21 protein-coding genes are annotated in these 21,671 nt (G+C 73.0%); 15 read left to right on the top strand and 6 right to left on the bottom strand.

Translation table 11 applies throughout. The features are described 5' to 3' along the window. Window positions 1-60: 60 nt before the first annotated feature. The 5 genes from ACFVHB_RS31240 to folE all read left to right on the top strand — a co-directional run bounded on the left by ACFVHB_RS31240 (window position 61) and on the right by folE (window position 6,288). On the top strand, window positions 61-1,242 hold the full coding sequence (locus ACFVHB_RS31240) for a zinc-dependent metalloprotease (protein WP_380328927.1): 1,182 nt from the start codon (window positions 61-63) through the stop codon (window positions 1,240-1,242). 291 nt (window positions 1,243-1,533) lie between these two features. After that, window positions 1,534-2,661, top strand: coding sequence for a tRNA lysidine(34) synthetase TilS (gene tilS, locus ACFVHB_RS31235; RefSeq protein ID WP_380328925.1), 1,128 nt, complete (start codon window positions 1,534-1,536; stop codon window positions 2,659-2,661). Between the two features lie 70 nt (window positions 2,662-2,731). Next, entirely contained in the window at window positions 2,732-3,286 is a 555-nt protein-coding gene (hpt, locus tag ACFVHB_RS31230) for a hypoxanthine phosphoribosyltransferase (protein WP_030059589.1), read from the top strand. A 235-nt stretch (window positions 3,287-3,521) separates the two neighbouring features. Beyond that, window positions 3,522-5,573: an ATP-dependent zinc metalloprotease FtsH gene (gene ftsH, locus ACFVHB_RS31225; RefSeq protein WP_380328923.1), complete on the top strand. Its 2,052-nt coding sequence runs from the start codon at window positions 3,522-3,524 to the stop codon at window positions 5,571-5,573. Between the two features lie 109 nt (window positions 5,574-5,682). After that, window positions 5,683-6,288, top strand: coding sequence for a GTP cyclohydrolase I FolE (gene folE, locus ACFVHB_RS31220; RefSeq protein WP_030309924.1), 606 nt, complete (start codon window positions 5,683-5,685; stop codon window positions 6,286-6,288). A gap of 56 nt (window positions 6,289-6,344) precedes the next feature. Here folE and ACFVHB_RS31215 read toward each other — a convergent pair whose 3' ends face one another. Then, complete coding sequence (locus ACFVHB_RS31215; protein WP_380328921.1) at window positions 6,345-7,133, bottom strand: ferritin-like domain-containing protein; 789 nt, start codon at window positions 7,131-7,133, stop codon at window positions 6,345-6,347. 142 nt (window positions 7,134-7,275) lie between these two features. After that, a complete protein-coding gene (locus tag ACFVHB_RS31210) occupies window positions 7,276-8,436 on the bottom strand; it encodes an alpha/beta hydrolase (RefSeq protein WP_380328919.1) in 1,161 nt (386 codons plus the stop codon). 375 nt (window positions 8,437-8,811) lie between these two features. Between ACFVHB_RS31210 and ACFVHB_RS31205 the strand changes: the two genes are divergently transcribed. The 7 genes from ACFVHB_RS31205 to ACFVHB_RS31175 all read left to right on the top strand — a co-directional run bounded on the left by ACFVHB_RS31205 (window position 8,812) and on the right by ACFVHB_RS31175 (window position 15,370). Then, entirely contained in the window at window positions 8,812-10,647 is a 1,836-nt protein-coding gene (locus ACFVHB_RS31205) for a phosphatidylglycerol lysyltransferase domain-containing protein (protein ID WP_380328917.1), read from the top strand. 86 nt (window positions 10,648-10,733) lie between these two features. Continuing rightward, window positions 10,734-11,606 carry a dihydropteroate synthase gene (gene folP / locus ACFVHB_RS31200; protein ID WP_380328916.1) on the top strand — a complete coding sequence of 291 codons (873 nt, stop codon included), beginning with the start codon at window positions 10,734-10,736 and terminating at the stop codon, window positions 11,604-11,606. 31 nt (window positions 11,607-11,637) lie between these two features. Next, window positions 11,638-12,120, top strand: a complete 483-nt coding sequence (locus ACFVHB_RS31195; RefSeq protein WP_380328914.1) for a nuclear transport factor 2 family protein — start codon at window positions 11,638-11,640, stop codon at window positions 12,118-12,120. 247 nt (window positions 12,121-12,367) lie between these two features. Continuing rightward, a complete protein-coding gene (gene folB, locus ACFVHB_RS31190; RefSeq protein WP_030288941.1) occupies window positions 12,368-12,727 on the top strand; it encodes a dihydroneopterin aldolase in 360 nt (119 codons plus the stop codon). A 40-nt stretch (window positions 12,728-12,767) separates the two neighbouring features. Continuing rightward, window positions 12,768-13,367: a 2-amino-4-hydroxy-6-hydroxymethyldihydropteridine diphosphokinase gene (gene folK, locus ACFVHB_RS31185; RefSeq protein ID WP_380328912.1), complete on the top strand. Its 600-nt coding sequence runs from the start codon at window positions 12,768-12,770 to the stop codon at window positions 13,365-13,367. A 206-nt stretch (window positions 13,368-13,573) separates the two neighbouring features. Further along, complete coding sequence (locus ACFVHB_RS31180) at window positions 13,574-14,062, top strand: DUF3180 domain-containing protein (protein WP_380328910.1); 489 nt, start codon at window positions 13,574-13,576, stop codon at window positions 14,060-14,062. Between the two features lie 123 nt (window positions 14,063-14,185). Beyond that, window positions 14,186-15,370, top strand: a complete 1,185-nt coding sequence (locus ACFVHB_RS31175) for a hypothetical protein (RefSeq protein WP_380328908.1) — start codon at window positions 14,186-14,188, stop codon at window positions 15,368-15,370. A gap of 187 nt (window positions 15,371-15,557) precedes the next feature. Here the strand turns inward: ACFVHB_RS31175 and ACFVHB_RS31170 are convergent, their stop codons facing one another. Together ACFVHB_RS31170 and ACFVHB_RS31165 are read right to left on the bottom strand one after the other, a co-directional pair. Beyond that, window positions 15,558-16,133 (bottom strand): TerD family protein, encoded by a 576-nt coding sequence (locus tag ACFVHB_RS31170; protein WP_380328906.1) that lies wholly within the window; start codon window positions 16,131-16,133, stop codon window positions 15,558-15,560. Between the two features lie 125 nt (window positions 16,134-16,258). After that, entirely contained in the window at window positions 16,259-16,756 is a 498-nt protein-coding gene (locus tag ACFVHB_RS31165; protein ID WP_380328904.1) for a hypothetical protein, read from the bottom strand. A gap of 53 nt (window positions 16,757-16,809) precedes the next feature. Between ACFVHB_RS31165 and arfB the strand changes: the two genes are divergently transcribed. After that, on the top strand, window positions 16,810-17,244 hold the full coding sequence (arfB, locus tag ACFVHB_RS31160) for an alternative ribosome rescue aminoacyl-tRNA hydrolase ArfB (protein ID WP_380328902.1): 435 nt from the start codon (window positions 16,810-16,812) through the stop codon (window positions 17,242-17,244). A gap of 62 nt (window positions 17,245-17,306) precedes the next feature. Here arfB and ACFVHB_RS31155 read toward each other — a convergent pair whose 3' ends face one another. After that, window positions 17,307-17,834 (bottom strand): flavin reductase family protein, encoded by a 528-nt coding sequence (locus ACFVHB_RS31155; RefSeq protein WP_380328900.1) that lies wholly within the window; start codon window positions 17,832-17,834, stop codon window positions 17,307-17,309. A gap of 367 nt (window positions 17,835-18,201) precedes the next feature. On the opposite strand from ACFVHB_RS31155, the gene ACFVHB_RS31150 reads away from it, so the two are divergent. Together ACFVHB_RS31150 and ACFVHB_RS31145 are read left to right on the top strand one after the other, a co-directional pair. Next, window positions 18,202-20,016, top strand: coding sequence for a diguanylate cyclase domain-containing protein (locus ACFVHB_RS31150; protein WP_380328898.1), 1,815 nt, complete (start codon window positions 18,202-18,204; stop codon window positions 20,014-20,016). A 144-nt stretch (window positions 20,017-20,160) separates the two neighbouring features. Then, entirely contained in the window at window positions 20,161-21,147 is a 987-nt protein-coding gene (locus ACFVHB_RS31145; RefSeq protein ID WP_380328896.1) for a hypothetical protein, read from the top strand. 77 nt (window positions 21,148-21,224) lie between these two features. Here the strand turns inward: ACFVHB_RS31145 and ACFVHB_RS31140 are convergent. Beyond that, a partial coding sequence (locus ACFVHB_RS31140) for an amidohydrolase family protein (protein ID WP_380328894.1) occupies window positions 21,225-21,671 on the bottom strand: 447 nt, incomplete at its 5' end.

The raw sequence follows: 21,671 nt of genomic DNA, 5'->3' as shown, positions 1-21,671 counted from the left end.
GATCCGGGCGGTCCGCACCGGTGGCTCCCCCCGGTGGGCGGGAGCACGTACGGTGAGGGCATGACGAGCGCGAGCGGCGGTGCTGACATGGTCGACTGGAATCTCGCGGTCGCAACCGCGACCAGGCTGGTGCGGCCGGGGCCGGAGGTGAGCCGGGCCGAGGCGGCCGCCGTGGTGGCCGAGCTGCGCCGGCACGCGCTGGAGGCCGAGGAGCACGTCCGGGCCTTCACCGGCATGCGCTCCAGCAGCCTCGCCGAGGCCGCCGCGACCCCGGTGCTGATCGTGGACCGCCCCGGCTGGGTGCGGGCGAACGTGGCGGGCTTCCGCACCGTCGTCCAGCCGCTGGTGGAGAAGCTGCAGGCCCGCCGGGCGAACAGCGCCACGGCCGGGGTGTTCGGCACGGTGGGGGAGAAGGCGACCGGCATCGAGGTCGGCGCCCTGCTGGCCTTCCTGGCCACCAAGGTGCTCGGCCAGTACGAGACCTTCGCGCCGGCCGAGCCCTCGCTGGAGGCGCCGGACAGCCCGGCCGCCCTGTTCGACAAGCCCCGGCTCGGCCCGGACGGCCCCGGCCCGGGCCGGCTGCTGCTGGTGGCGCCGAACATCGTGCACGTCGAGCGGGAACTGGACGTCGACCCGGCCGACTTCCGGCTCTGGGTCTGCCTGCACGAGGAGACCCACCGCACGCAGTTCACCGCGGTGCCGTGGCTGCGCGACCACATCCAGTCCGAGGTGCAGTCCTTCCTGGCCGAGACGGACGTCGACCCGGGCGCGCTGCTGGACCGGCTGCGCGACGCGGCCGGCTCGCTCGGCGCCGGCCTGCCCGGCGTCGGCAACCGCGGTGAGGGCGGGCAGACCTCCACCGGTCTGCTGGAGATCGTCCAGTCGCCCGCCCAGCGCGAGATCCTGGGCCGGCTGACGGCCGTCATGTCGCTGCTGGAGGGCCACGCGGACGTGGTGATGGACGGCGTCGGCCCGGCGGTGGTGCCGACCGTGGCCGAGATCCGGGAGAAGTTCCAGCAGCGCCGGGACCGCGGCGCCAACCGGCTGGACCTGGTGCTGCGCCGGCTGCTCGGCATGGACGCCAAGCTCCGCCAGTACCAGGACGGCGCGGTCTTCGTGCGCGGGGTGGTCGAGCGGGTCGGGATGGACGGCTTCAACCGGGTCTGGACCTCGCCCAACACCCTGCCGACCAAGGAGGAGATCCACGACCCCGCCGCCTGGGTCTCCCGGGTGGTGGGGTAGTCGCCCGACGGCCCGCGAGCCGGCGGGCGGACGGGCTCGCCCGCCGCTCGGTGGTCGGCAGCGGTCAAACCCGTTCGTACGAGTGGTCCAGTCGTGCAGATGGCGGGTGAAGATACGTTTCTCCATTCACCCGAACGTGGGACGGTGGTCGTACCGGTGGCGCGGGTGGCGTAGCGGGTGCCTCCTTTCTGCCACCATCTGTGAGCGCCCGGTAACACGGTGCTCACAGATGCGCGGTCCCCGCCGCGCCCTCCGCCGTCCTGTCCCCCCTCCGCCAAGGAGCCGTCCGCCGTGGGCCCACACCCCGCTGTCGCCGCGATACGCCTGGCCGTTCGCCGCACGCTCACCGACCTCGCCGCCGAGGCCGGCACCACCTTCACCGCGCCGGTGCGCGAGCCCCGCGAGCGCCCCGCTGGGGCGCCGCTGGTCGGCGCCACGGTCGGGACCACCCTGATCGGCAACGCCCACCGCCACCCCTCCGGGCTGCCCCGCACCCCGGCCGCACCCGGCTCGCCGCTGGTGCTGGTCGCCGTCAGCGGCGGCGCGGACTCCATGGCGCTGGCCATCGCCGCCGCCTTCGAGGCCCCCAAGATCGGTCTGCGGGTCGGCGCCGTCACGGTCGACCACGGTCTGCAGGACGGCTCCGCCGACCGGGCCGCCCAGGTCGCCGAGCGGCTCCGCTCGCTCGGCCTCGACCCGGTCGAGGCGATCCCGGTCCGGGTCGGCCGGGACGGCGGCCCCGAGGCCGCCGCCCGGGACGCCCGCTACGCGGCCCTGGACGAGGCCGCCGAGCGGCACGGCGCGGTCGCCGTCCTGCTCGGCCACACCCGCGACGACCAGGCCGAGACGGTGCTGCTGGGCCTGGCCCGCGGCTCCGGCGCCCGCTCGCTGGCCGGGATGCCGGCCCAGAAGGGCCGCTACCGCCGCCCGCTGCTGGAACTGGACCGGGCCGCCACCCGGCAGGCCTGCTCCGCCCAGGCGATCCCGGTCTGGGACGACCCGCACAACTGCGATCCCGCCTACACCCGCTCCCGGGTGCGCCACGAGGTGCTGCCGGTGCTGGAGAAGCACCTCGGCGGCGGCGTGGTCGAGGCACTGGCCCGCACCGCCCGGCTGTTCCGCGACGACGCCGACGCGCTGGACCAGTGGGCGGCGCTGGCCGAGCGCGACCTCCGGACGGGCGAAGGCACCCTGGACGCCGCGAAACTGGCCGAACTGCCGCCCGCGGTGCGCCGCCGGGTGCTGCGCCGGGCCGCGCTGCGGGCGGGCTGCCCGGCGGGCGACCTGTTCGCGCGTCACCTGGAAACGATCGACCTGCTGGTCACCGGATGGCGCGGCCAGGGGCCGTTGCACCTACCCGGGGGCGTCGAAGCCACCCGCAGGTGTGGCACGCTGGTCTTTCGGCGGCAGGGCGACTGACGGGCGGGCATGCCCCGGGGTCACCGGCCGCCGGCCACACAGACCCCGAACGTTTGAGGACGTATCCCCGGTGGACCAGAACGACATGGGCGCTGACCTCGCGAAGGTGCTCATCAGCAAGGACGAGATCGACGCCAAGCTCCTTGAGCTGGCCGAGCGCATCGACCGGGACTACGCAGGCAAGGACCTGCTGATCGTCGGCGTCCTCAAGGGTGCCGTGATGGTCATGGCCGACCTCGCCCGTGCCCTGCACTCGCAGGTGACCATGGACTGGATGGCGGTCTCCTCCTACGGGATGGGCACCAAGTCCTCCGGCGTGGTGCGGATCCTCAAGGACCTCGACACCGACATCGCCGGCCGGGACGTCCTGATCGTCGAGGACATCATCGACTCGGGCCTGACCCTGTCCTGGCTGCTCGGCAACCTGGGCTCGCGCGGCCCGGCCTCGCTGGAGGTCTGCACCCTGCTGCGCAAGCCGGACGCGGCCAAGGTCGAGATCGACGTCAAGTACGTCGGTTTCGACATCCCCAACGAGTTCGTGGTCGGCTACGGCCTCGACTACGCGGAGAAGCTGCGTAACCTGCCCTTCATCGGCACCCTCGCCCCGCACGTCTACGGCGGCTGAGAGGGACCGGGCCCCGTTCGGGCCAACGGGCGGGAACAGTACGTCGTCCCCGCCCGTTGGATCGGGGGGAAATAGAAGCAATCGTGTCGCTGCGCTCCCGCCACGGGCGGGTCCGACTGCGGTACGGTCCAATAAAACCGCTCTTCACATGAGCACAGACCGGATGCGCCGGCGGCCCACGGCCCCGCGGCGCCGTTGAGTGGCAGGAGGGACGGGGCGGCGACGCCCCGCATGGATGGACGTCAAGCGATACTTCCGTGCGCCGATCATGTGGATCGTGCTGGCCGTCCTCGCCGTCATCGTGCTGATGCAGGTCGTTTCGGACTCGAACGGCTACAAGACGGTGGACACCGGGCAGGTCGTCGCAGCGATCGATGCCAAGCAGGTCAAGTCGGCGCAGATCACCACCGGTGACTCGAACACGATCAAGATCCAGCTGAAGGACGGCGCCAAGCTGTCCGACGCCGGTACGGGCAAGCCCCCGTCCGGCACCAAGTTCCAGGCCTCGTACATCGGCGACCAGGGTGTCGCGATCGCCGACAAGCTGCAGGCCCAGATCAACGACAACGACCAGAGCACGCTCTCCGACGGCTACACCATCAGCCCGGAGAAGCAGAGCACCTTCGTCAGCCTGCTGCTGTCGATGCTGCCCATCGTGATCATCGTGCTGGTCTTCCTGTTCCTGATGAACCAGATGCAGGGCGGCGGCTCGCGGGTCATGCAGTTCGGCAAGTCGAAGGCCAAGCTGCTCACCAAGGACACCCCGAAGACCACCTTCGCGGACGTCGCCGGTGCGGACGAGGCGGTCGAGGAGCTCCACGAGATCAAGGAGTTCCTGCAGGAGCCGGCCAAGTTCCAGGCCGTCGGCGCCAAGATCCCCAAGGGCGTGCTGCTGTACGGCCCGCCCGGTACCGGCAAGACCCTGCTGGCGCGCGCCGTCGCGGGCGAGGCCGGGGTGCCGTTCTACTCGATCTCCGGCTCGGACTTCGTCGAGATGTTCGTGGGTGTCGGCGCCAGCCGCGTCCGCGACCTCTTCGAGCAGGCCAAGGCGAACGCCCCGGCGATCGTCTTCGTCGACGAGATCGACGCCGTCGGCCGGCACCGCGGTGCGGGTCTCGGCGGCGGCCACGACGAGCGCGAGCAGACCCTCAACCAGCTGCTCGTCGAGATGGACGGCTTCGACGTCAAGGGCGGCGTGATCCTGATCGCCGCGACCAACCGCCCCGACATCCTGGACCCGGCGCTGCTGCGCCCGGGCCGTTTCGACCGCCAGATCGCGGTGGAGCGCCCCGACCTCCAGGGCCGGCTGGACATCCTCAAGGTGCACCAGAAGGGCAAGCCGATCGCGCCCGACGTCGACCTCTCGGCCGTCGCCAAGCGCACCCCCGGCTTCACCGGCGCGGACCTGTCGAACGTCCTCAACGAGGCCGCTCTGCTGACCGCCCGCTCGGACAAGAAGCTGATCGACAACGGCATCCTGGACGAGGCGATCGACCGCGTCGTGGCCGGTCCGCAGAAGCGCACGCGGATCATGTCCGACAAGGAGAAGAAGATCACCGCGTACCACGAGGGCGGCCACGCCCTGGTGGCGGCGGCGTGCCCGAACAGCGACCCGGTGCACAAGATCACCATCCTGTCCCGCGGCCGGGCCCTCGGCTACACCATGGTGCTGCCGGACGAGGACAAGTACTCCACCACCCGCAACGAGATGCTCGACCAGCTGGCCTACATGCTGGGCGGCCGCGCGGCGGAGGAGCTGGTCTTCCACGACCCGACCACCGGCGCCTCGAACGACATCGAGAAGGCCACCGCGACCGCGCGGGCCATGGTCACCCAGTACGGCATGACCGAGCGGCTCGGCGCGATCAAGTTCGGCACCGACAACTCGGAGCCGTTCCTGGGCCGTGAGATGGGCCACCAGCGCGACTACTCGGAAGAGGTCGCCGGGCTGGTCGACGAAGAGGTCAAGAAGCTCATCGAGAACGCGCACAACGAGGCCTGGGAGATCCTGGTCGAGAACCGCGACGTGCTCGACAACCTGGTCCTGGAGCTCCTGGAGAAGGAGACCCTCAACAAGGAGCAGATCGCCGAGATCTTCGCCCCGGTCGTCAAGCGCCCGGCCCGGCCGGCCTGGACGGGTTCCGCCCGCCGGACGCCCTCCACCAGGCCGCCGGTGCAGTCGCCCAAGGAGCTGGCGCTCACCAACGGCGCCGCCGCCACCGAGGCCGGTCCGGTCGACGTGGTGAAGCTCCCGCCGCTGCCGGCGGAGCCCCCCACGGAGGGCTGATCCGGCACCGCACAGGACGGAATGGATGCCGCGTCACCGGGGTTTGTACCCTGGAGGCGCGGCATCCGTGCTGTTCAGCCAAGTCGTTCCCCTAGTTAGCGAGGCCCGCATGATCGACCCGGTGACGCTCGACGGTCCGCCCGCCGTCGGGACCTTCGACCAGAAGCGGGCCGAGAACGCCATCCGCGAGCTGCTGCTCGCCGTGGGCGAGGACCCGGACCGCGAGGGACTGCTGGAGACGCCGGCCCGGGTGGCGCGGGCCTACAAGGAGATATTCGCGGGCCTCTGGCAGGAGCCGGAGGACGTCCTCACCACCACCTTCGACCTCGGCCACGACGAGATGGTGCTGGTCAAGGACATCGAGCTGACGTCGGTCTGCGAGCACCACCTGGTGCCGTTCCGGGGCGTCGCGCACGTCGGGTACATCCCGTCCACCAGCGGCAAGATCACCGGACTGTCCAAGCTGGCCCGGCTGGTGGACGTCTACGCCCGCCGCCCGCAGGTGCAGGAGCGGCTCACCAGCCAGGTCGCGGACGCGCTGATGCGGATCCTCGAACCCCGCGGGGCGATCGTGGTCGTCGAGTGCGAGCACATGTGCATGTCGATGCGCGGCATCCGCAAGCCCGGCGCCAAGACCATCACCTCCTGCGTGCGCGGCCAGCTCCGCGACCCGGCCACCCGGGCCGAGGCGATGAGCCTCATCATCGGGCGCTGACGAGCCCCGTCATCGGGCGCTGACGGCTCCGGCCGGCGGGCCCGGAGGCAGACGGGTCAGAGCACCTCGCGCTCGGCGTGCGGCGGCGCGGGGGTGCCCAGGGCGTTGCGGCGCTCCGGCATCCGCAGCCGCACCATCCGCCGCCAGCCGAACGCCAGGTCGTACAGGTAGAGCGCGTGGACGCCGGCCGTGACCACGGCCAGCCGCCAGCGCGGCCACTTGAGGATCTTCGCCATCCGGGAGGTCACCGCCAGCCCGACGTCCCGGTGGGTGCGGATCTCGCCGCGGGCGCTGGTCTCCAGGGTGTGCCGGATGTACGGGCCGTGGCCCTCGGCGGCGAGCCGGAGCAGCTCCTCGTGGCAGTACGCGAGGTGGTTGTCCTCGTCGGCGGAGATCATCCGCATCGCCCGGCCGAGGTCCGGATTGTCGCCGTACACCTTGACCAGCTGGCGCATCTGCTCGGCCGCGCGCTGCTCGGTGACCCGGCTGTGCGCCAGATAGGTGATGATCTCCCGGTCGGCGAGCGGCACGTCGCTGGTCAGCCGCTCGTGCGAGAGGCCGACGCCCTGGCGCTCCAGCAGCATGCAGTAGTCGGCCTCGACGGGGACCTCCACCTTGGGCAGGCCGCGCTTGTTCAGCAGCTGGGTGAAGATCCGGCCGTGCTTGCGCTCGTCGGCGCCGTGCCGGGCGATCTTGGGGGCGAGGACCGGGTCCCGGGTGAGTGCGGTGATCCGCTCGTTCTCCCAGCCGCCCTGGTCCTCGCCGCCGGCCGCGATGCTGCAGAACAGCTGGTACGCCTCGTCGTTCCGGTAGATCTCGTCGAAGAGCGATCGGGTGCTGAGCATGGGGCCTCCTGCCCGGATCCGGGACGGCGCCGGCCGTTCGGCCGGGCGGTCGCGATACGTTCCCCCCGGGGACCGGCCGGGCCGTCCGACCGGCCGGTAGTCACCCGCCCGGCGGCGCGGTGGTCCGGCCCCCGGTCGGGCGTCACATCCAGGTGAGCCGGGCGCTCATCCACTCCAGGGCGGCGGGCAGCTCCCGGACCCAGCTGTCGAAATTGTGGCCCCCGTCGTCCAGGTACAGCGACTCGACCTTGAACTGCGGATTGGCCGCGGACACCTGCTGGGCCAGCTCGACGAACTTCACCGTCTCCGGGTAGTCGGTCTCCGTGCGGGTGCTGACCACCAGCAGCGAGAGGTTCGGCGCCGGGAGGTTCTGCAGCCGCCAGGTGAGGTCGCTCTGATCGGCCAGCGCCTTGTCGCCGCCGAAGAGGCTGCCGCCGGTGAACTGGTCCTCGACCACCTTGAACTCCCCGTGCATGCCCGCCCCGCTGCCGAAGACGTCCGGGAAGCGCATCGCCAGCCGCATCGCGCAGCTGCCGCCGGCGGAGTAGCCGAGCACGCCCCAGGACGAGGGCGAGCGGCTGACCCGGTAGGTCGCGCGCAGCGCCTCGGGCACGTCCTTGGCGAACCAGGACTCGGTGCGCGGGCCGCCGGGGACGTCCACGCACTCGGTGTTGCGCGGCGGAGCGACGGTCGGGCGGACCATCACGACGATCGCCGGCGCCATCTTGCCGGCCTTGTGCAGCTCCCAGACGGTCTGCGGGACGGGCAGTTCCTTCACCAGGTGCAGCGTGGTGCCGGGGAACCCGGCGATGGTGAGCAGCACCGGGAAGCGCACCATGGCGAGCTTGGGGTCGAAGTACTCCGGCGGGAGGTAGACGAACATCTGGTCGGAGAGGCCGGACTCCTTGCCGATGAGCCGGACCGACTCGATCTTGCCGACCTCCTCCGGCGGCCCCTTGGGCAGGTCGGTGACGCCCTCCAGGCCCCCCTCGTCGGTGGGCTGGATCGGCGAGTCGGAGACCGGCGTGCCGCCGTGGTGGTTCTCGTTGCTGGTGAGCGTGAGCTTGGCGCCGCCGGGGTCGAGCAGGTCGTGCCAGGAGGTGTAGAACCCGAAGGTGTTGTTGACCGAGAGCGCGAGCACGGCCAGCACGGAGACCTGGGTGACCGTCAGCAGCCCGATCCGGCCGAGCACCGGCAGCGGCCGCTGGCGGGCCAGCCTGGGCCAGAGCCAGAGCGTGGCGAGCAGGGCCGCCGCGCCGAGCGCGAGCAGTGAGTTCACCAGCGCGTCGCTGGTCAGTTCCATGCTGTCGGCCTTCCGCTGGGACGCTGTCGGGGCACGCTTCCATGGTCTGACGACCAGTCAGGCCGGACCATCGGGGCTGGTCCGTCCGGGTGCCGGGGGCAGGCCGGGAGGCCGGGCGCGATCCCACGCAACCGGCGCCCTAGAATGCGGCGTCCACCGTACGTACCGGGTATGCGGGGGTCCGTCGCGCCACGCGGCGAGGGGTCCCGGCTCCCACCCTCGGCTCAACCGCAGCGCCCGCCGATCACCGGTTACCATCCGTTTCCGGATGCTTGGTGTGCGCATTGCCTGATGAAGGAAAAGGCATGAAGGTCCCTCACAACTCCTCCCCCGGAGTGACAGGACTGCGCTCCGCAGCCTCTACGCTGAGCTTCCATGAGCGTTCCCGTGTCCGTTGAGCCGAGCCCAGAGCAGCCGCCCCGTCGCCGCGGCCTGCAGACGCTTCGTACCCAAGCGGCCGCCGTCCCGAGGGCCTGGCTCCCGGGTGCGGTCGGCTACGCCTGTCTGCTGATCGGCCTGGTGGACATCGCGAGTGCGGTGTTCCCCAAGCTCCGGCACACCAAGGTGCACACCTTCGCCGGGCAGCTGCCGGGCGGCACCACCACGCTGGCCGCGGCCGGCACCCTGATGGTCGGCCTGCTGCTGGTGCTGCTCGCCCACGCCCTGCGGCGGCGCAAGCGGCGCGCCTGGCGGGTGGTCTGCGTGCTGCTGCCGGTCGGCGCGGCGCTGCACATCCTGCGCTGGCACCAGATCGGCCCGGCGGTCGTCTCGCTGGTGCTGTTCGCGGTGATGCTGGTGCACCGGCGCGAGTTCTACGCCAAGGCCGACCCGCGCACCCGCTGGCGGGCGGCGGTCAACCTGGTCGTGATGGGCACCATCAGCGTGCTGCTCGGCCTGCTGATCGTCTCCACCCGGACCAAGTACGAGATCGGCCACCCGGGCGTGTTCGAGCGGCTCGAACACGTCGGGTACGGGCTGTTCGGCTTCGAGGGCCCGGTCGACTACACCTCGGGCCGGATGTCCGAGCTGGTCGCCTACCTGCTCGGCGGGATGGGCCTGATCACCGCCCTCACCACCGCGTACCTCGCGCTGCGCCCGGAGAAGCCCAAGCCGGAGCTGACCGCCGAGGACGAGGAGAAGGTCCGCGGGCTGCTCGACCGGCACGGCGAGCGGGACTCGCTGGGCTACTTCGCGCTGCGCCGAGACAAGAGCGTGCTGTTCTCGCCCTCCGGCAAGGCGGCGATCTCGTACCGGGTGATCTCCGGCGTGATGCTCGCCTCCGGCGACCCGGTCGGCGACGTGGAGGCCTGGCCGGGCGCGATCAAGGTGTTCATGGCCGAGGCCCGCGAGCACGCCTGGGTGCCGGCCGTGGTCGGCTGCAGCGAGGTCGGCGGCGAGGTCTGGACCCGCGAGGCGGGGCTGGACGCACTGGAGCTGGGCGACGAGGCGATCGTCGACACGGGCGCCTTCTCGCTGTCCGGCCGGGCGATGCGCAACGTCCGGCAGATGGTCAAGCGGATCGAGCGCAACGGCTACTCCTGCCAGGTGCGCAAGGTCGCGGACCTCACCCAGGAGGAGAAGTACCGGATCGCCGACGCCGCCGCCCGCTGGCGCGGCACCGACACCGAGCGCGGCTTCTCGATGGCGCTGGGCCGCTTCGGCGACCCGCTCGACGACGACTGCGTGGTGGTCACCGCCCACAAGGCCCCCGAGGAGGGCGAGGGCGGCGACGACCTGAAGGCCGTGCTGCACTTCGTGCCGTGGGGGCCCGACGGCATCTCGCTGGAGCTGATGCGCCGCGACCGCGCCGCCGACCCGGGCCTGAACGAGCTGCTGATCGTCGCCGCCCTGCAGGCGGTGCCGGCGATGGGCATCCGCCGGGTCTCGCTCAACTTCGCGATGTTCCGCTCGGCGCTGGCGCGCGGTGAGCGGATCGGCGCCGGCCCCGTCCTGCGGGCCTGGCGCGGGCTGCTGGTGTTCCTCTCGCGCTGGTTCCAGATCGAGTCGCTGTACAAGTTCAACGCGAAGTTCCAGCCGGAGTGGGAGCCGCGCTTCCTGGTCTTCCCGAACAACCGCGACCTGCCGCGGATCGGCTTCGCCGTGATGCAGGCCGAGGCCTTCATCACGCTCGGCATGCCGCGCTTCGGCCGCAAGAAGCAGCGCCAGGGCCTGATGCCGGCCCCGCGCCCGGAGGTCACCGAGGCCGCCTGAGCCCCGACGCACCGCCCACTGGACCCCGGCCGGACCTCCTCCGGCCGGGGTCCGCTTCGATGACGGCCGGTTCGATAATGGAGAGCATGAGCGATTCGCTTTCCCTCTCGCTGCCGGCCGGACTGCCGCGGCTCGACCGCTGCGCCGTGATGGGCGTGGTCAACGTGACGCCCGACTCCTTCTCGGACGGGGGGCTGTGGCACGACCCCGCCCGCGCCATCGCGCACGGGCTCGCCCTCCGGGCCCGGGGCGCGGACCTGGTCGACGTCGGCGGCGAGTCCACCCGCCCCGGCTCGGACCGGGTGCCCGAGGAGGAGGAACTCGGGCGGGTGCTGCCGGTGGTCCGTGAGCTGGCCGACGCCGGGGTGCTCGTCTCCGTCGACACCATGCGCGCCTCCGTCGCCGAGCAGGCCGTGGCGGCCGGCGCCCGGCTCATCAACGACGTCTCCGGCGGCCTGGCCGACCCGGCGATGGCCCGGGTGGTGGCCGAGACCGGCGCCCCCTTCGTGGTGATGCACTGGCGCGGGCAGTCCGCCGACATGGACCGGCTGGCCGTCTACGACGACGTCGTCGCGGACGTGGTCGGCGAGCTGACCGCCCGGGTGGACGCGCTGCTGGCGGCCGGGGTGAAGGAGGAGCAGCTGATCCTGGACCCGGGGCTGGGCTTCGCCAAGACCGCCGCGCACAACTGGGCGCTGCTCGGCCGGCTCGACGCGCTCACCGCGCTCGGCCGTCCCGTCCTCGTCGCCGCATCGCGCAAGCGGTTCCTGGGTACGCTGCTCGCCGACCCGGAAACCGGGGAGCTGCGCCCGGCCAGGGAGCGCGACGACGCGACCGCCGCGGTGTCGGTGCTGTCGGCGCGGGCCGGCGCCTGGGCGGTGCGGGTGCACGACGTGGCCGGCACGGCGGATGCCGTCCGGGTGGTCGCGGCCTGGCAGCGCGCGGCCCGCTTGGGGTGAAACGGGAGGGTCTGTGGCAGGTGACGGCAGGGTGAGCGGCGAGACCGCGGGTCAGCGGGCCGGGGAGGCGGACCGGGAGGCCGTCCTGGAGGCCAACCGGGCGCTCTACGAGGCGCTGGAGAACGGCGATCTGGAGGCGGTCGAGGACGCCTGGCTGGGGGCCGCCGAGGCCGACGACAAGGGCGGCGTGGTGTGCGTGCACCCCGGCTGGCCGGTGCTGCGCGGGCGGGCCCAGGTGACCCGCTCGTACATGCTGATCATGGCGAACACGGAGTACATCCAGTTCATCCTGACCGACGTCGAGGCCGAGGTGCACGGGGATGTGGCTCTTGTCACGTGCACGGAAAACATCCTTTCGGGTGGTGAGGCCGAGGAGGAGGGGGAGCTCGGACCGCTGGTCGGCGGAAAGGTCGTCTCCACCAATCTCTTCCGGCGCACACCGGCCGGCTGGAAGCTCTGGTCGCACCACGGGTCACCGGTGCTGACCAGCGGCGACGACGAGGACGAGGACTGATCCCGGGGCCGTCGGGAAACGGTCGTCCGGCGATCGCCCGGGAATTTCCGGCCGCTCACCGAACGTTCACGTCAATCGCCATTCCGGCGTGCGTGGCGTCGGTTCGTGCCGGGTAGGACGGTCAGGCGTTGTCCGCGCTCGCAGGTAGATTCGAAACGGAGTGGCGGGCGCGATGCCCGCCTTCGCCCTGCCTGCCCGCTTTCCGTCCGCGGCAGGGCCCGTCCGACTGGGAGCAGTGATTCGTTTGCTGGACCGCGTCACCCTGCGGGGCCTGCGTGCCCGGGGCCACCACGGCGTCTTCGAGCGCGAGCGCGTCGAGGGCCAGACCTTCGTGGTGGACCTCGTGCTGTACCTGGACACCCGCCCCGCCGCGTCCGGCGACGACCTCACCCGCACGGCGCACTACGGCATCGTGGCCGAGGAGGTCACGGCGATCATCGCCGGCGAGCCGGTCGACCTGATCGAGACCCTGGCCCAGCGCATCGCCGACCAGTGCCTCAAGCACGACGCGGTCGAGGAGGTCGAGGTCACCGTGCACAAGCCGGACGCCCCGATCACCGTGCCGTTCGACGACGTGACCGTGACCATCCACCGGGGCCGCGCGTGATGTGCGCCGCGCGCCCGGTCTCCGATGCAGAGGGAATTCGATGAGTACCAGTGACCCGACCGCCTCGCCGACCACGTTCGACCTGGAGAACCGGGTGGACTCGGCCGACACCACGCTGCACAGCCAGCGCTGTGCCGTGATCGCCCTCGGCTCCAACCTGGGCAACCGCCTGGAAACCCTCCAGGGCGCCGTCGACGCGCTCGCCGACACCCCCGGGCTCAAGGTCAAGGCCGTCTCCGCGGTGTACGAGACGGAGGCCGTCGGCGGCCCCGACGAGCAGCCCAACTACTACAACGCGGTGGTCGTGCTGCGCACCACGCTGCCCCCGCGCGACCTGCTGGAGCGCGGCAACGCGATCGAGGACGCCTTCGGGCGGGTCCGCACCGTCCGCTGGGGCCCGCGCACCCTGGACGTCGACATCCTCGCGTACGAGGGCGTCACCAGCGACGACCCGCAGTTGCTGCTGCCGCACCCGCGCTCGCACGAGCGGGCGTTCGTGCTCGCGCCCTGGCTGGACGCCCAGCCGGAGGCCGAGGTGCCCGGCCACGGGCAGGTCGCCGCGCTGCTGCAGGCGCTCGGCGGCGCGGACGCGCAGGGCGTCCGGCGGCGCGAGGACATCCGGCTGACGCTGCCGGAGTAGGGCTTCCGGCCGGCCGCCCGGCGCGCCCGTCCGGCGCCCGGGGCGGCCGGGAACTCCGGCGGGGGCCCCGGCCGTACGAGTAGGTGCCGGCCCCCTCACGCACACCGGTGTCCGCCGGGCCGGGCCCGGTACGGTGGCCTGGCGCCGTCGTACCCCACCCGGGGGCGGCCGCCCGACTCTGGTACCCCGGGAAGGACCACGTCCGAGTGAAGCTGCTTCGCCTCCGCCTGCTGGTCGGCATCATCGCCGTCGTGACGGCGCTGTCCTGGGCCGGCGCCAAGCTGTGGGCCTCCCTGGACACGCTGCCCGCCGTGCCCGGCGCGGCGCCGGTGGTGCTGGCCGCGGTGGCGGTGATCCTGCTCGCCACGGCGATCTCGCTGCGGTCCCGGCTGAAGGCGGCGCGCGAGCGGCAGCCCGGCGCCAAGCGGGTCGATCCGCTCGGCGCGGCCCGGGCGGTGGTGCTGGGGCAGGCGAGCGCGCTGGTCTCGGCCGTCGTCACCGGCATCTACGCGGGCGCGGGGATCTACCTGCTGGGCGAGCTGGACGTGCCCGCCCGCAAGGACCAGGCCATCACGGCCGGTCTCGCGGTGCTCGCCGGTTCGGCGGTGATCGCGGCGGCGCTCTGGCTGCAGCACGTGTGCAAGCTGCCGGAGAACCACGACGGTCCGAGCGGTCCGGCGGCCACCCACCGCTGAACGGGGACGCGCGGGTGACCCCGGGGTGACGGGCCGGGTACGTGCGGCACGGCTCGCGCAGTGTCAAGGGCCAAAGCCGACCCTGGGCTGACACGGCCCCAATTCGCACGCTAGTTTCTTGGCATGTCTCGCGGACGTCATCGCCATTCCTCCGTCCTCGGCCGGGTCTTCCCCCCCACCGCCGCCGGCGTGCTCATCGTCGCCGCGGTGGCCGCGCTGATCTTCAGTCAGGACACCGTCCTGGTCCGCTCGGTGGGCGTCGCCGCGGTGCTCGCGGCGCTCGGGATCGCGGTGCTGCTGCGCCAGCGCGACCGGGCCGCCCGGGCCGCGGCCGAGGTGTCCGTCGCCCAGCGGCTGCGGGCCGAGGAGCGCTTCGAGGAGCAGCTCGCCGAGGCCGAGTACGCCGCGGAGGTCGCCGAGGAGCGGGCCACCCGGTTCGGCCGGCGGCTGACGGCGGAGAAGTCGCGCCTGGCGAAGGCCGAGACCGAGATCGCCAGGCTGCTGCGCGAGCGGGCCGTGATGGTCGCCGAGCAGGCGCTCAAGGAGGCCGAGGCGACGCAGCGCGCGCTCGCCGCGAGCCGCCCCAAGTACCCGGCCAGCCCGGCCGCGTTCGTCCGCGCGGCGGCCGTGCTGCGGCAGCTGGAGCGGCGAGCGGCGGCGCAGCAGGAGCAGCGGGAGCGTGCGGCCGGGGCGGAGCTCGCGCTGCGCGCCCGTACGGCGCCGGCGGCCGTCTCCGCGCCCGCACCGGCGGTGCCCGCGGTGCCGGCTCCGGTGGCTCCCGCCGTCCCCGCTCCGGTGGCTCCCGCGGTCCCCGCGCCGGCGGTGTCCAGGCCCGCGGTGGCGGCTCCGGCCGTCCCGGCGCCCGCGGCCCCGGTGCGGCCGGCGCTGACCGCGACGGTCGGTCAGCTCGGCGGCGCCCAGGCCGCACCGGTGCTGCCGGCCGAGCGGCAGCGGCCGCGGCCGCTGCAGTCCGGGGCGGTGCGCGGGCAGGGCTTCAGCTTCTTCGGCCGCAGCGGTGGTGCGGCCGCCCGGCCGGCGGCTCCGGCCCCGGCCGTGGGCAGCGTCGCGGAGCTGGGCGAGCGCGCGGACCTGGCCGACGTGGTGGGCGACGAGGCGGTGGCGGCCCAGGCCGAGGCCCAGGCCCAGGCTGCGCAGGCCCAGGCCGCGCGGGCCGAGGCCCGGGTGGAGCCGGAGGGCCGGGAGACGGAGCCGGCCGAGGCGGCGCAGGCACAGCCGAAGGTGGTCGACCTGACCCAGGACGACGAGACCGAACTGCTCCAGCTCCCGGAGCTGCGCGCCACGCGCTGACGCCCGGACCACGCTGCCCTCGGCGCAGGAGACCGGTCCGACCGGTCTCCTGCGCCGAGGTGTTTCCGCCCGGGAACGGCGGAGTGCCTGTGAACGGCGGCGTGCCCGGGAACGGTGGCGTGCCCGGGAACGGCGGAGCGCCCGGCCCCCGACGGAGTGGGGCCGGGCGCTCCGCGCCGTGGTGGCGTCAGATCTGGACGCCGAAGTCCTGGGCGATGCCCGCGAGGCCGGAGGCGTAGCCCTGGCCGACGGCGCGGAACTTCCACTCGGCGCCGTTGCGGTAGAGCTCGCCGAAGATCATGGCGGTCTCGGTGGCGGCGTCCTCGGAGAGGTCGTAGCGGGCGATCTCGGCACCGCCGGCCGCGTTCACGACGCGGATGTAGGCGTTGCGGACCTGGCCGAAGTTCTGCGAACGGGCCACGGCGTCGTAGATCGAGACCGGGAAGGTGATCTTGACGGCGTCGGCCGGGAGGCCGGCCAGGTTGACGTTGATCGCCTCGTCGTCGCCGGCGCCCTCGCCGGTGCGGTTGTCACCGGTGTGGACGACGGTGCCGTCCGGGGTGCTGGTGTTGTTGAAGAAGACGAAGTGGCTGTTGGACAGCACCTTGCCGTCCGCGTTCAGCACGATCGCGCTGGCGTCGAGGTCGAACTCGGCACCGGTCGTGGTGCGGACGTCCCACCCGAGACCGACGGTGACCGCGGACAGGCCGGGGGCCTCCTTGGTCAGCGAGACGTTGCCACCCTTGGAGAGGCTCACTGGCATGGTGTGTGCAGTCCCTTCGTTGCTTTTGCCCGGGATAACGCGAGCGGACGTGGGCTTGGTTCCACGCTCCGCGGCACATTCTTTTGGGTGAATCGCGTTCGGGCAACGGCCGGATCAAAGCCCGGTCAGATTCTCCGGAACCGGCCCTGGAGTGACCAGATGTTCGGATTGTCGGCCAGATCGGGGTGCATGTCGAAGAGGTCGGCCAGGGTGTCCTGCAGGAAGTCGCGGGCCTCGCGCCGCAGGTCGCCGTGGCGGACCACGGCCGGCTCCTCGTCCGGCAGCCAGGTGGCGCTGATCTCGACCCAGTTGAAGCGGCGGGCGAACCGCAGCAGCTCGGTGTTCTGGGTGAAGTCGAGGTCGGCGGTCTGCACCCGGGCGGCGCGGCCGCCGTCGGGGTCGCGGTCCAGCTGTTCGGCGATGTCGCAGAGCGCCCAGGCGAAGTCGAGCACCGGCACCCATCCCCAGGCTGTGGACAGTTCCGTGCCGTCGCTGTCCAGGTAGACGTCGCCGCAGAACAGGTCGTACCGCAGCGCGTGCACGGAGGCCGTGCGGTAGTCGGTCTGCGGGGGGTCGGGGAAGCGGTTGGAAAGGGAGTAGCCGAGCTCGATCACACCGGCCATTGTCCCGGTAAAACGGGGTGACCGGCACGGGCCCGGCGCGGGATGATGGGCCCATGCCCGAGCCCATCCGCGTACGGGGGTCGGTGGTCGTCCCCGACGCCGAGCTCGTCTGGCGCTTCTCGCGTTCCTCCGGCCCCGGTGGCCAGCACGTCAACACCTCCGACACCCAGGTCGAGCTGCGCTACGACCTGGCGGCCTCGGCGGCCCTGCCCGAGGTGTGGAAGGAGCGCGCCCTGGAGCGGCTGGCCGGCCGGCTGGTGGACGGGCGGGTGCTGGTGGTGCGCGCCTCGGAGCACCGTTCGCAGTGGCGCAACCGCGAGGTCGCCGCGGCCCGGCTGGCGTCGCTGCTGGGCGAGGCGACGGCGCCGCCGCCGAAGGCCCGCCGGGCGACGAAGCCGAGCAGGGGCATGGTCGAGCGGCGGCTGTTCAACAAGCGGCACCGGGCCGAGCTGAAGCAGGGCCGGCGCGCCCCGCGGGGCGGCGAGTGACGCGGTCTTGACGGCGGCGAGAGGGCGCGCGTACTCGACGCGGTCGGGGGCGCGGCCGGGCCTCAGCCCAGCTGCCGGTAGCCGCCGCGGAAGTAGAGCAGCGGGCGGCCCCCCGGGTTGGGCACCACGGCCTCCAGGACGCGGCCGAGCAGCAGCGTGTGGTCGCCGGCGGGTATCCGCTGCTCGGTGCGGCACTCGACGGTGGCCAGCGCGCCGTCGATCAGCGGCGCGCCGCTGTACCGGCCGCGGTGGTGCGGCGCGTCGGCGAACAGCAGCCGGTCGCTGAGCCGGCCCTTCATGGCGAACCGCGAGCCCAGCGTCTTCTGCTCCTCGGAGAGCAGCGAGACCGCCCAGGTCTCCGCGCGGGCGAGCACCTCGTCCATCCGGGAGTCCTCGCGGACGGAGATCAGCACCAGCGGCGGCTCCAGCGAGACGGAGAGGAAGGACGTGGCGGTCATGCCGACGTCCTCGCCGTCGTCCGGGTCGTGGACGGTCACCAGACTCACCCCGGAGGCGAGCTGGGAGAGAGCCGCCCGGAACTCGTCGGGCGTTGCTTGGGAGGCAGCTTCGGGCTGCGGGGACGAGTACACGTACCGCACGGTAGTCGGCGCGGGTGCGGAACGGCATCGGCCCGTGGTCGTAGGACCAGCGCCGCAGGGGTGACGGGCCACGGCCACGCTCACCCCCAGGAGTGAAGGCAGGGGGCCTGGCGGCCGCCTGGTGACTTGAGTGCGCGGCCAATGCGGCCGACCACCAGAAATGTTCCGATAAAGCACTGTGTCCCGTTACGGGTGGATGGACTGATTAAGGGCGCATTAGTCCCGTGTGATTTAAGTCACAAGTGGTGGCCTATTGCTGACCGAGCGTGCCGAACGCTGTGCTCCCTGTGATTCAGTTCTTCTGGCAATCGGACGATAACCATTCAAGAACTATCCGAAGCAGCCGGGGAGCCCCCGCATGGAAGCCGAGTCGGAGCCGTACGTCCGTCTCGCGACCCTCCGCACCTTGCACCGGGTCGTGGCGGACCTCAACGCTGCCCGCAGCCTGGCGGGCACGCTGCAGGCCGTGGTCGAGGGCGCGGTGCACGGGCTCGGCTTCGACGCCGCCGCGGTCAGCCTGGTCCGGCCGGACGGGGACCTCGTGGTGGCGGCCGTCTGGGAGCTGGAGGAGAGCGCCATGGGCGGTCCCTCCGTGCTGCTCGGCCAGGTCGGCTCGCGCGAGTCCTGGGACCGGCTGCTCGGCGTCAGCGACCACTGGGGCACGCTGCGCTTCCTGCCCTACGACCGCGGCTGGGCCGTGGCCAGCGACATCCCGCGCTGGATCGGCGACGGACCGATGCCCGTCTACGCCAACGACTGGCACCCGGCCGACGGCCTGCTCGCCCCGATGTACAGCGCCGGCGGCGACCTGCTCGGCGTCCTCTCGGTGGACCGGCCGCGCAGCGGAAAACGCCCCGGCGCCTGGACCAGGGAGGCGCTGGAGATGTTCTCCCTGCAGGCCTCCATCGCCATCGGCAACGCCCGGCTGCGGGCCGAGATGCAACGCGCGCTGGCCCGCCTGGAGAAGGAGCAGCAGGCCCTGCGGGCCAGCGAGGAAAGCTTCCGCCAGGCCTTCGAGTACGCGCCCAGCGGGATGGCCATCACCGAACTGCACGGCGCCGGCCGCGGCCAGCTGACCAGGGTCAACGACGCGCTCTGCCGCCTCCTCGGCCGCCCCCGCGCGGTGCTGCGCCAGCAGAGCTTCGCCGACCTCGTCCACCCCGACGACCGCGCCCTGCTGGAGCGCACCAGCGCGGAGAGCGGCCGCGCCGAACTGCGGCTCTCCCGGCGCGACGGCGGGTACCAGTGGGTCTGCCTGCGCAACTCGATCGTCGCCGACGCGGCCGAGGGCCCGAGCTTCCTGCTCACCCACGTCGAGGACATCGAGGACCGCAAGCGGCACGAGCTCCAGCTCGCGCACCGGGCCAGCCACGACGCCCTCACCGGCCTGCCGAACAGCGCCGAGCTCAAGGCCCGGCTGGGCCGGCGGCTCTGCAACGAACCGCAGACCGTCGGCGCCGTCGCCGGAGCCGCGGCCGGGCTCGGCGAGGGCCCGTACCAGCAGGCGTACGGCTTCCCGGCCGACTCGTACAGCGCGCACACCGCGTACGAGGGCCTGGACGGGACGGACCCGCTCTCCGGTCCGGTGCACCACTACGGCTCCGCCGAGGGCTACGTGCTGCCGGCCGCGGCACCCGGAGGGCCGGTCGGCTACGGCGAGCACGTGCACGCGGTGGTCCCGGCCGACCACGGCGCGGGCGGCGACGTCTGGTCCGGCCCGTTCCGCTCGGGCGGCGCGACGGTCGCCGAGAAGGGGCTCGCGGTGCTCTTCTGCGACCTCGACGGCTTCAAGTCGATCAACGACCGGTTCGGCCACAACGCGGGCGACGCCGTCCTGGTCGAGGTGGCCCGCCGGCTCAGCCAGGCGGTGCGGGACGGCGACACGGTGGCCCGGCTCGGCGGCGACGAGTTCGTGGTGCTGGCCGACGGCATCGGCCGCGAGGAGGCCAAGGACCTCGCCCACCGGCTGCGCAACGCGATCATCCCCCCGATGCGGATCGACGGCCGGGCGATGCGGGTCGGCGTCAGCCTCGGCATCGGCTGGGCGGGCTGCGGGATGAGCATCGAGGAGGTGCTGCACACCGCGGACGAGCGGATGTACGACGAGAAGCGGGCCCGCGGCGGTGCGGTGCGCGGCGCCCGGGGCGAACGGTCGCACCGTCGGGCCGGCTGACGTCCGCATTCCGGACCAAAGCTACCGGCGGGTTGTCAAGGGGTCTTTCCGGACGGCCGGGAACGGCAGGTAGGGTTCCGGGGTACGAGCGACCACTAGCGCCGGCGGCACGGCAGCCCGGCGACGCGAAACGCGATGGGGGAGTTGACCACCGTGACGACCGCCGGCAGCAACGGAGTGCCCGAGGGCCCGGAAGGCGGTGCCCCGCAGGACGACGACCCCTTCGGCTACCTCTACCGTCCGGCCGACGGCAGCCCCGCGCAGGCGGCCGAGCCGCAGCAGGGCGTGCCGCGGACGCCGTACAGCCGCCCGATGGAGGTCGGCCGCGCCCAGTACGGGCAGCAGCCGTACCCGCCGCAGCGCCAGCAGCCGTACCCGGCGCAGCAGCCGGGCTACCCCCAGCCCGGCCCCGGCCAGCCGTACGGGCAGCAGCCCGAGTACGGCGGCCCGCCCCCCCAGCAGAGCCGGTACGCCGAGCACTCCCGGCCGCGGCCGGGCGAGGAGCGGCCGAGCAGCGGGCGGAGCAAGGGCGCGGTGATCGGTGCGGTGGCGGTGGTCGCGGCCATCGCGATCGGCGCCGGGATCGCGCTCTCCACCGGGGACGCGGACGGCGACAAGAAGGCGAACGGCGGCAAGACCGGCAGCCAGACCGCCGCGCCGCCGGTCCCGAGCGCCGGCACGGGCAGCCCGTCCGGCACCGGCTCTCCGTCGGCCTCCGCCTCGGTGTCCGGGCCGGTCACCGTCGACGCCGGGCAGCTGCAGGCGCAGAACGCGCCGTCGGGCAACACCGTGAAGGGCGCCAAGTCGGCGGACGGCGGCTACCTGACGCTGCAGCAGGGCTCCACCGTGAGCTGGACCGGCGAGGTCGCCGCGGCCGGGACGTACAAGCTGACCGTCCACTTCAACAACGCGGCGGGCGACGTGAAGGCCACCGCGGCGGTCAACGGCAAGGACTGGCCGAGCGGGCTGTCGTTCAAGAACTACTCGCCCGGCAAGGACCCGGCGTCCTCCTGGTACACGACGTTCATACTCCCGCAGCTGCAGGTCGGTTCGAACACCGTCGCGATCGCCAACCCGAGCGGCGGGTCGGTGCTGATCGACCAGGTCACGGTCGAGCCGTACGGCGGCTGAGCCCGCCCGCGCCCGGACACCCGACGGCCGCCCGCTCCCCCCGGGGGGTGGGCGGCCGTCGGCGTCCGAACGGCCCGTCAGGCGGGCTTGACCGTGCCGAAGCGCCCGCCGCCGGTGATCCACTCGCCGCGGCGCATGACGGCGACCAGGTCGTACGTGGTGGAGTCGACCACGACCAGGTCGGCGAGCTTGCCGGCCTCCAGCGAGCCGACCCGGTCGGCCAGGCCGAGCAGCCGGGCCGGGGTGGCGGAGAGCGACTCGGCGGCCTGGTCGAGGGTCAGGCCGTTGACGGTGAGGGCGCGCTTGAACGCCACGTCCAGGGTGAGCGTCGAGCCGGCGATCGCGCCGCCCTCGACCAGTCGGGCGACGCCGTCCTTGACGTCGACCTGGAGCGGGCCGAGCGGGTAGCGGCCGTCGCCCATGCCGGCCGCGCCCATCGCGTCGGTGATCAGCGCGACCCGCGCGGCGCCGGCGGTGCCGTACGCGAGGTCCAGCACCGACGGGTGCAGGTGCACCCCGTCGTT

The organism is Kitasatospora sp. NPDC127111, from assembly GCF_042677465.1.
Lineage (GTDB): Bacteria > Actinomycetota > Actinomycetes > Streptomycetales > Streptomycetaceae > Kitasatospora.
This window is presented reverse-complemented; position numbering and strand designations above follow the sequence as displayed.

Bases quoted from the DNA above. Each gene is read 5' to 3' on its own strand.
- arfB (WP_380328902.1), top strand. From the start codon at position 16,810: ATGCCCGAGCCCATCCGCGTACGGGGGTCGGTGGTCGTCCCCGACGCC.
- ACFVHB_RS31175 (WP_380328908.1), top strand. From the start codon at position 14,186: ATGTCTCGCGGACGTCATCGCCATTCCTCCGTCCTCGGCCGGGTCTTC.
- folK (WP_380328912.1), top strand. From the start codon at position 12,768: ATGAGTACCAGTGACCCGACCGCCTCGCCGACCACGTTCGACCTGGAG.
- ACFVHB_RS31240 (WP_380328927.1), top strand. From the start codon at position 61: ATGACGAGCGCGAGCGGCGGTGCTGACATGGTCGACTGGAATCTCGCG.
- ACFVHB_RS31205 (WP_380328917.1), top strand. From the start codon at position 8,812: ATGAGCGTTCCCGTGTCCGTTGAGCCGAGCCCAGAGCAGCCGCCCCGT.
- ACFVHB_RS31170 (WP_380328906.1), bottom strand. From the start codon at position 16,133: ATGCCAGTGAGCCTCTCCAAGGGTGGCAACGTCTCGCTGACCAAGGAG.
- ACFVHB_RS31150 (WP_380328898.1), top strand. From the start codon at position 18,202: ATGGAAGCCGAGTCGGAGCCGTACGTCCGTCTCGCGACCCTCCGCACC.
- ACFVHB_RS31210 (WP_380328919.1), bottom strand. From the start codon at position 8,436: ATGGAACTGACCAGCGACGCGCTGGTGAACTCACTGCTCGCGCTCGGC.
- ACFVHB_RS31165 (WP_380328904.1), bottom strand. From the start codon at position 16,756: ATGGCCGGTGTGATCGAGCTCGGCTACTCCCTTTCCAACCGCTTCCCC.
- folE (WP_030309924.1), top strand. From the start codon at position 5,683: ATGATCGACCCGGTGACGCTCGACGGTCCGCCCGCCGTCGGGACCTTC.
- folP (WP_380328916.1), top strand. From the start codon at position 10,734: ATGAGCGATTCGCTTTCCCTCTCGCTGCCGGCCGGACTGCCGCGGCTC.
- ACFVHB_RS31215 (WP_380328921.1), bottom strand. From the start codon at position 7,133: ATGCTCAGCACCCGATCGCTCTTCGACGAGATCTACCGGAACGACGAG.
- ftsH (WP_380328923.1), top strand. From the start codon at position 3,522: ATGGACGTCAAGCGATACTTCCGTGCGCCGATCATGTGGATCGTGCTG.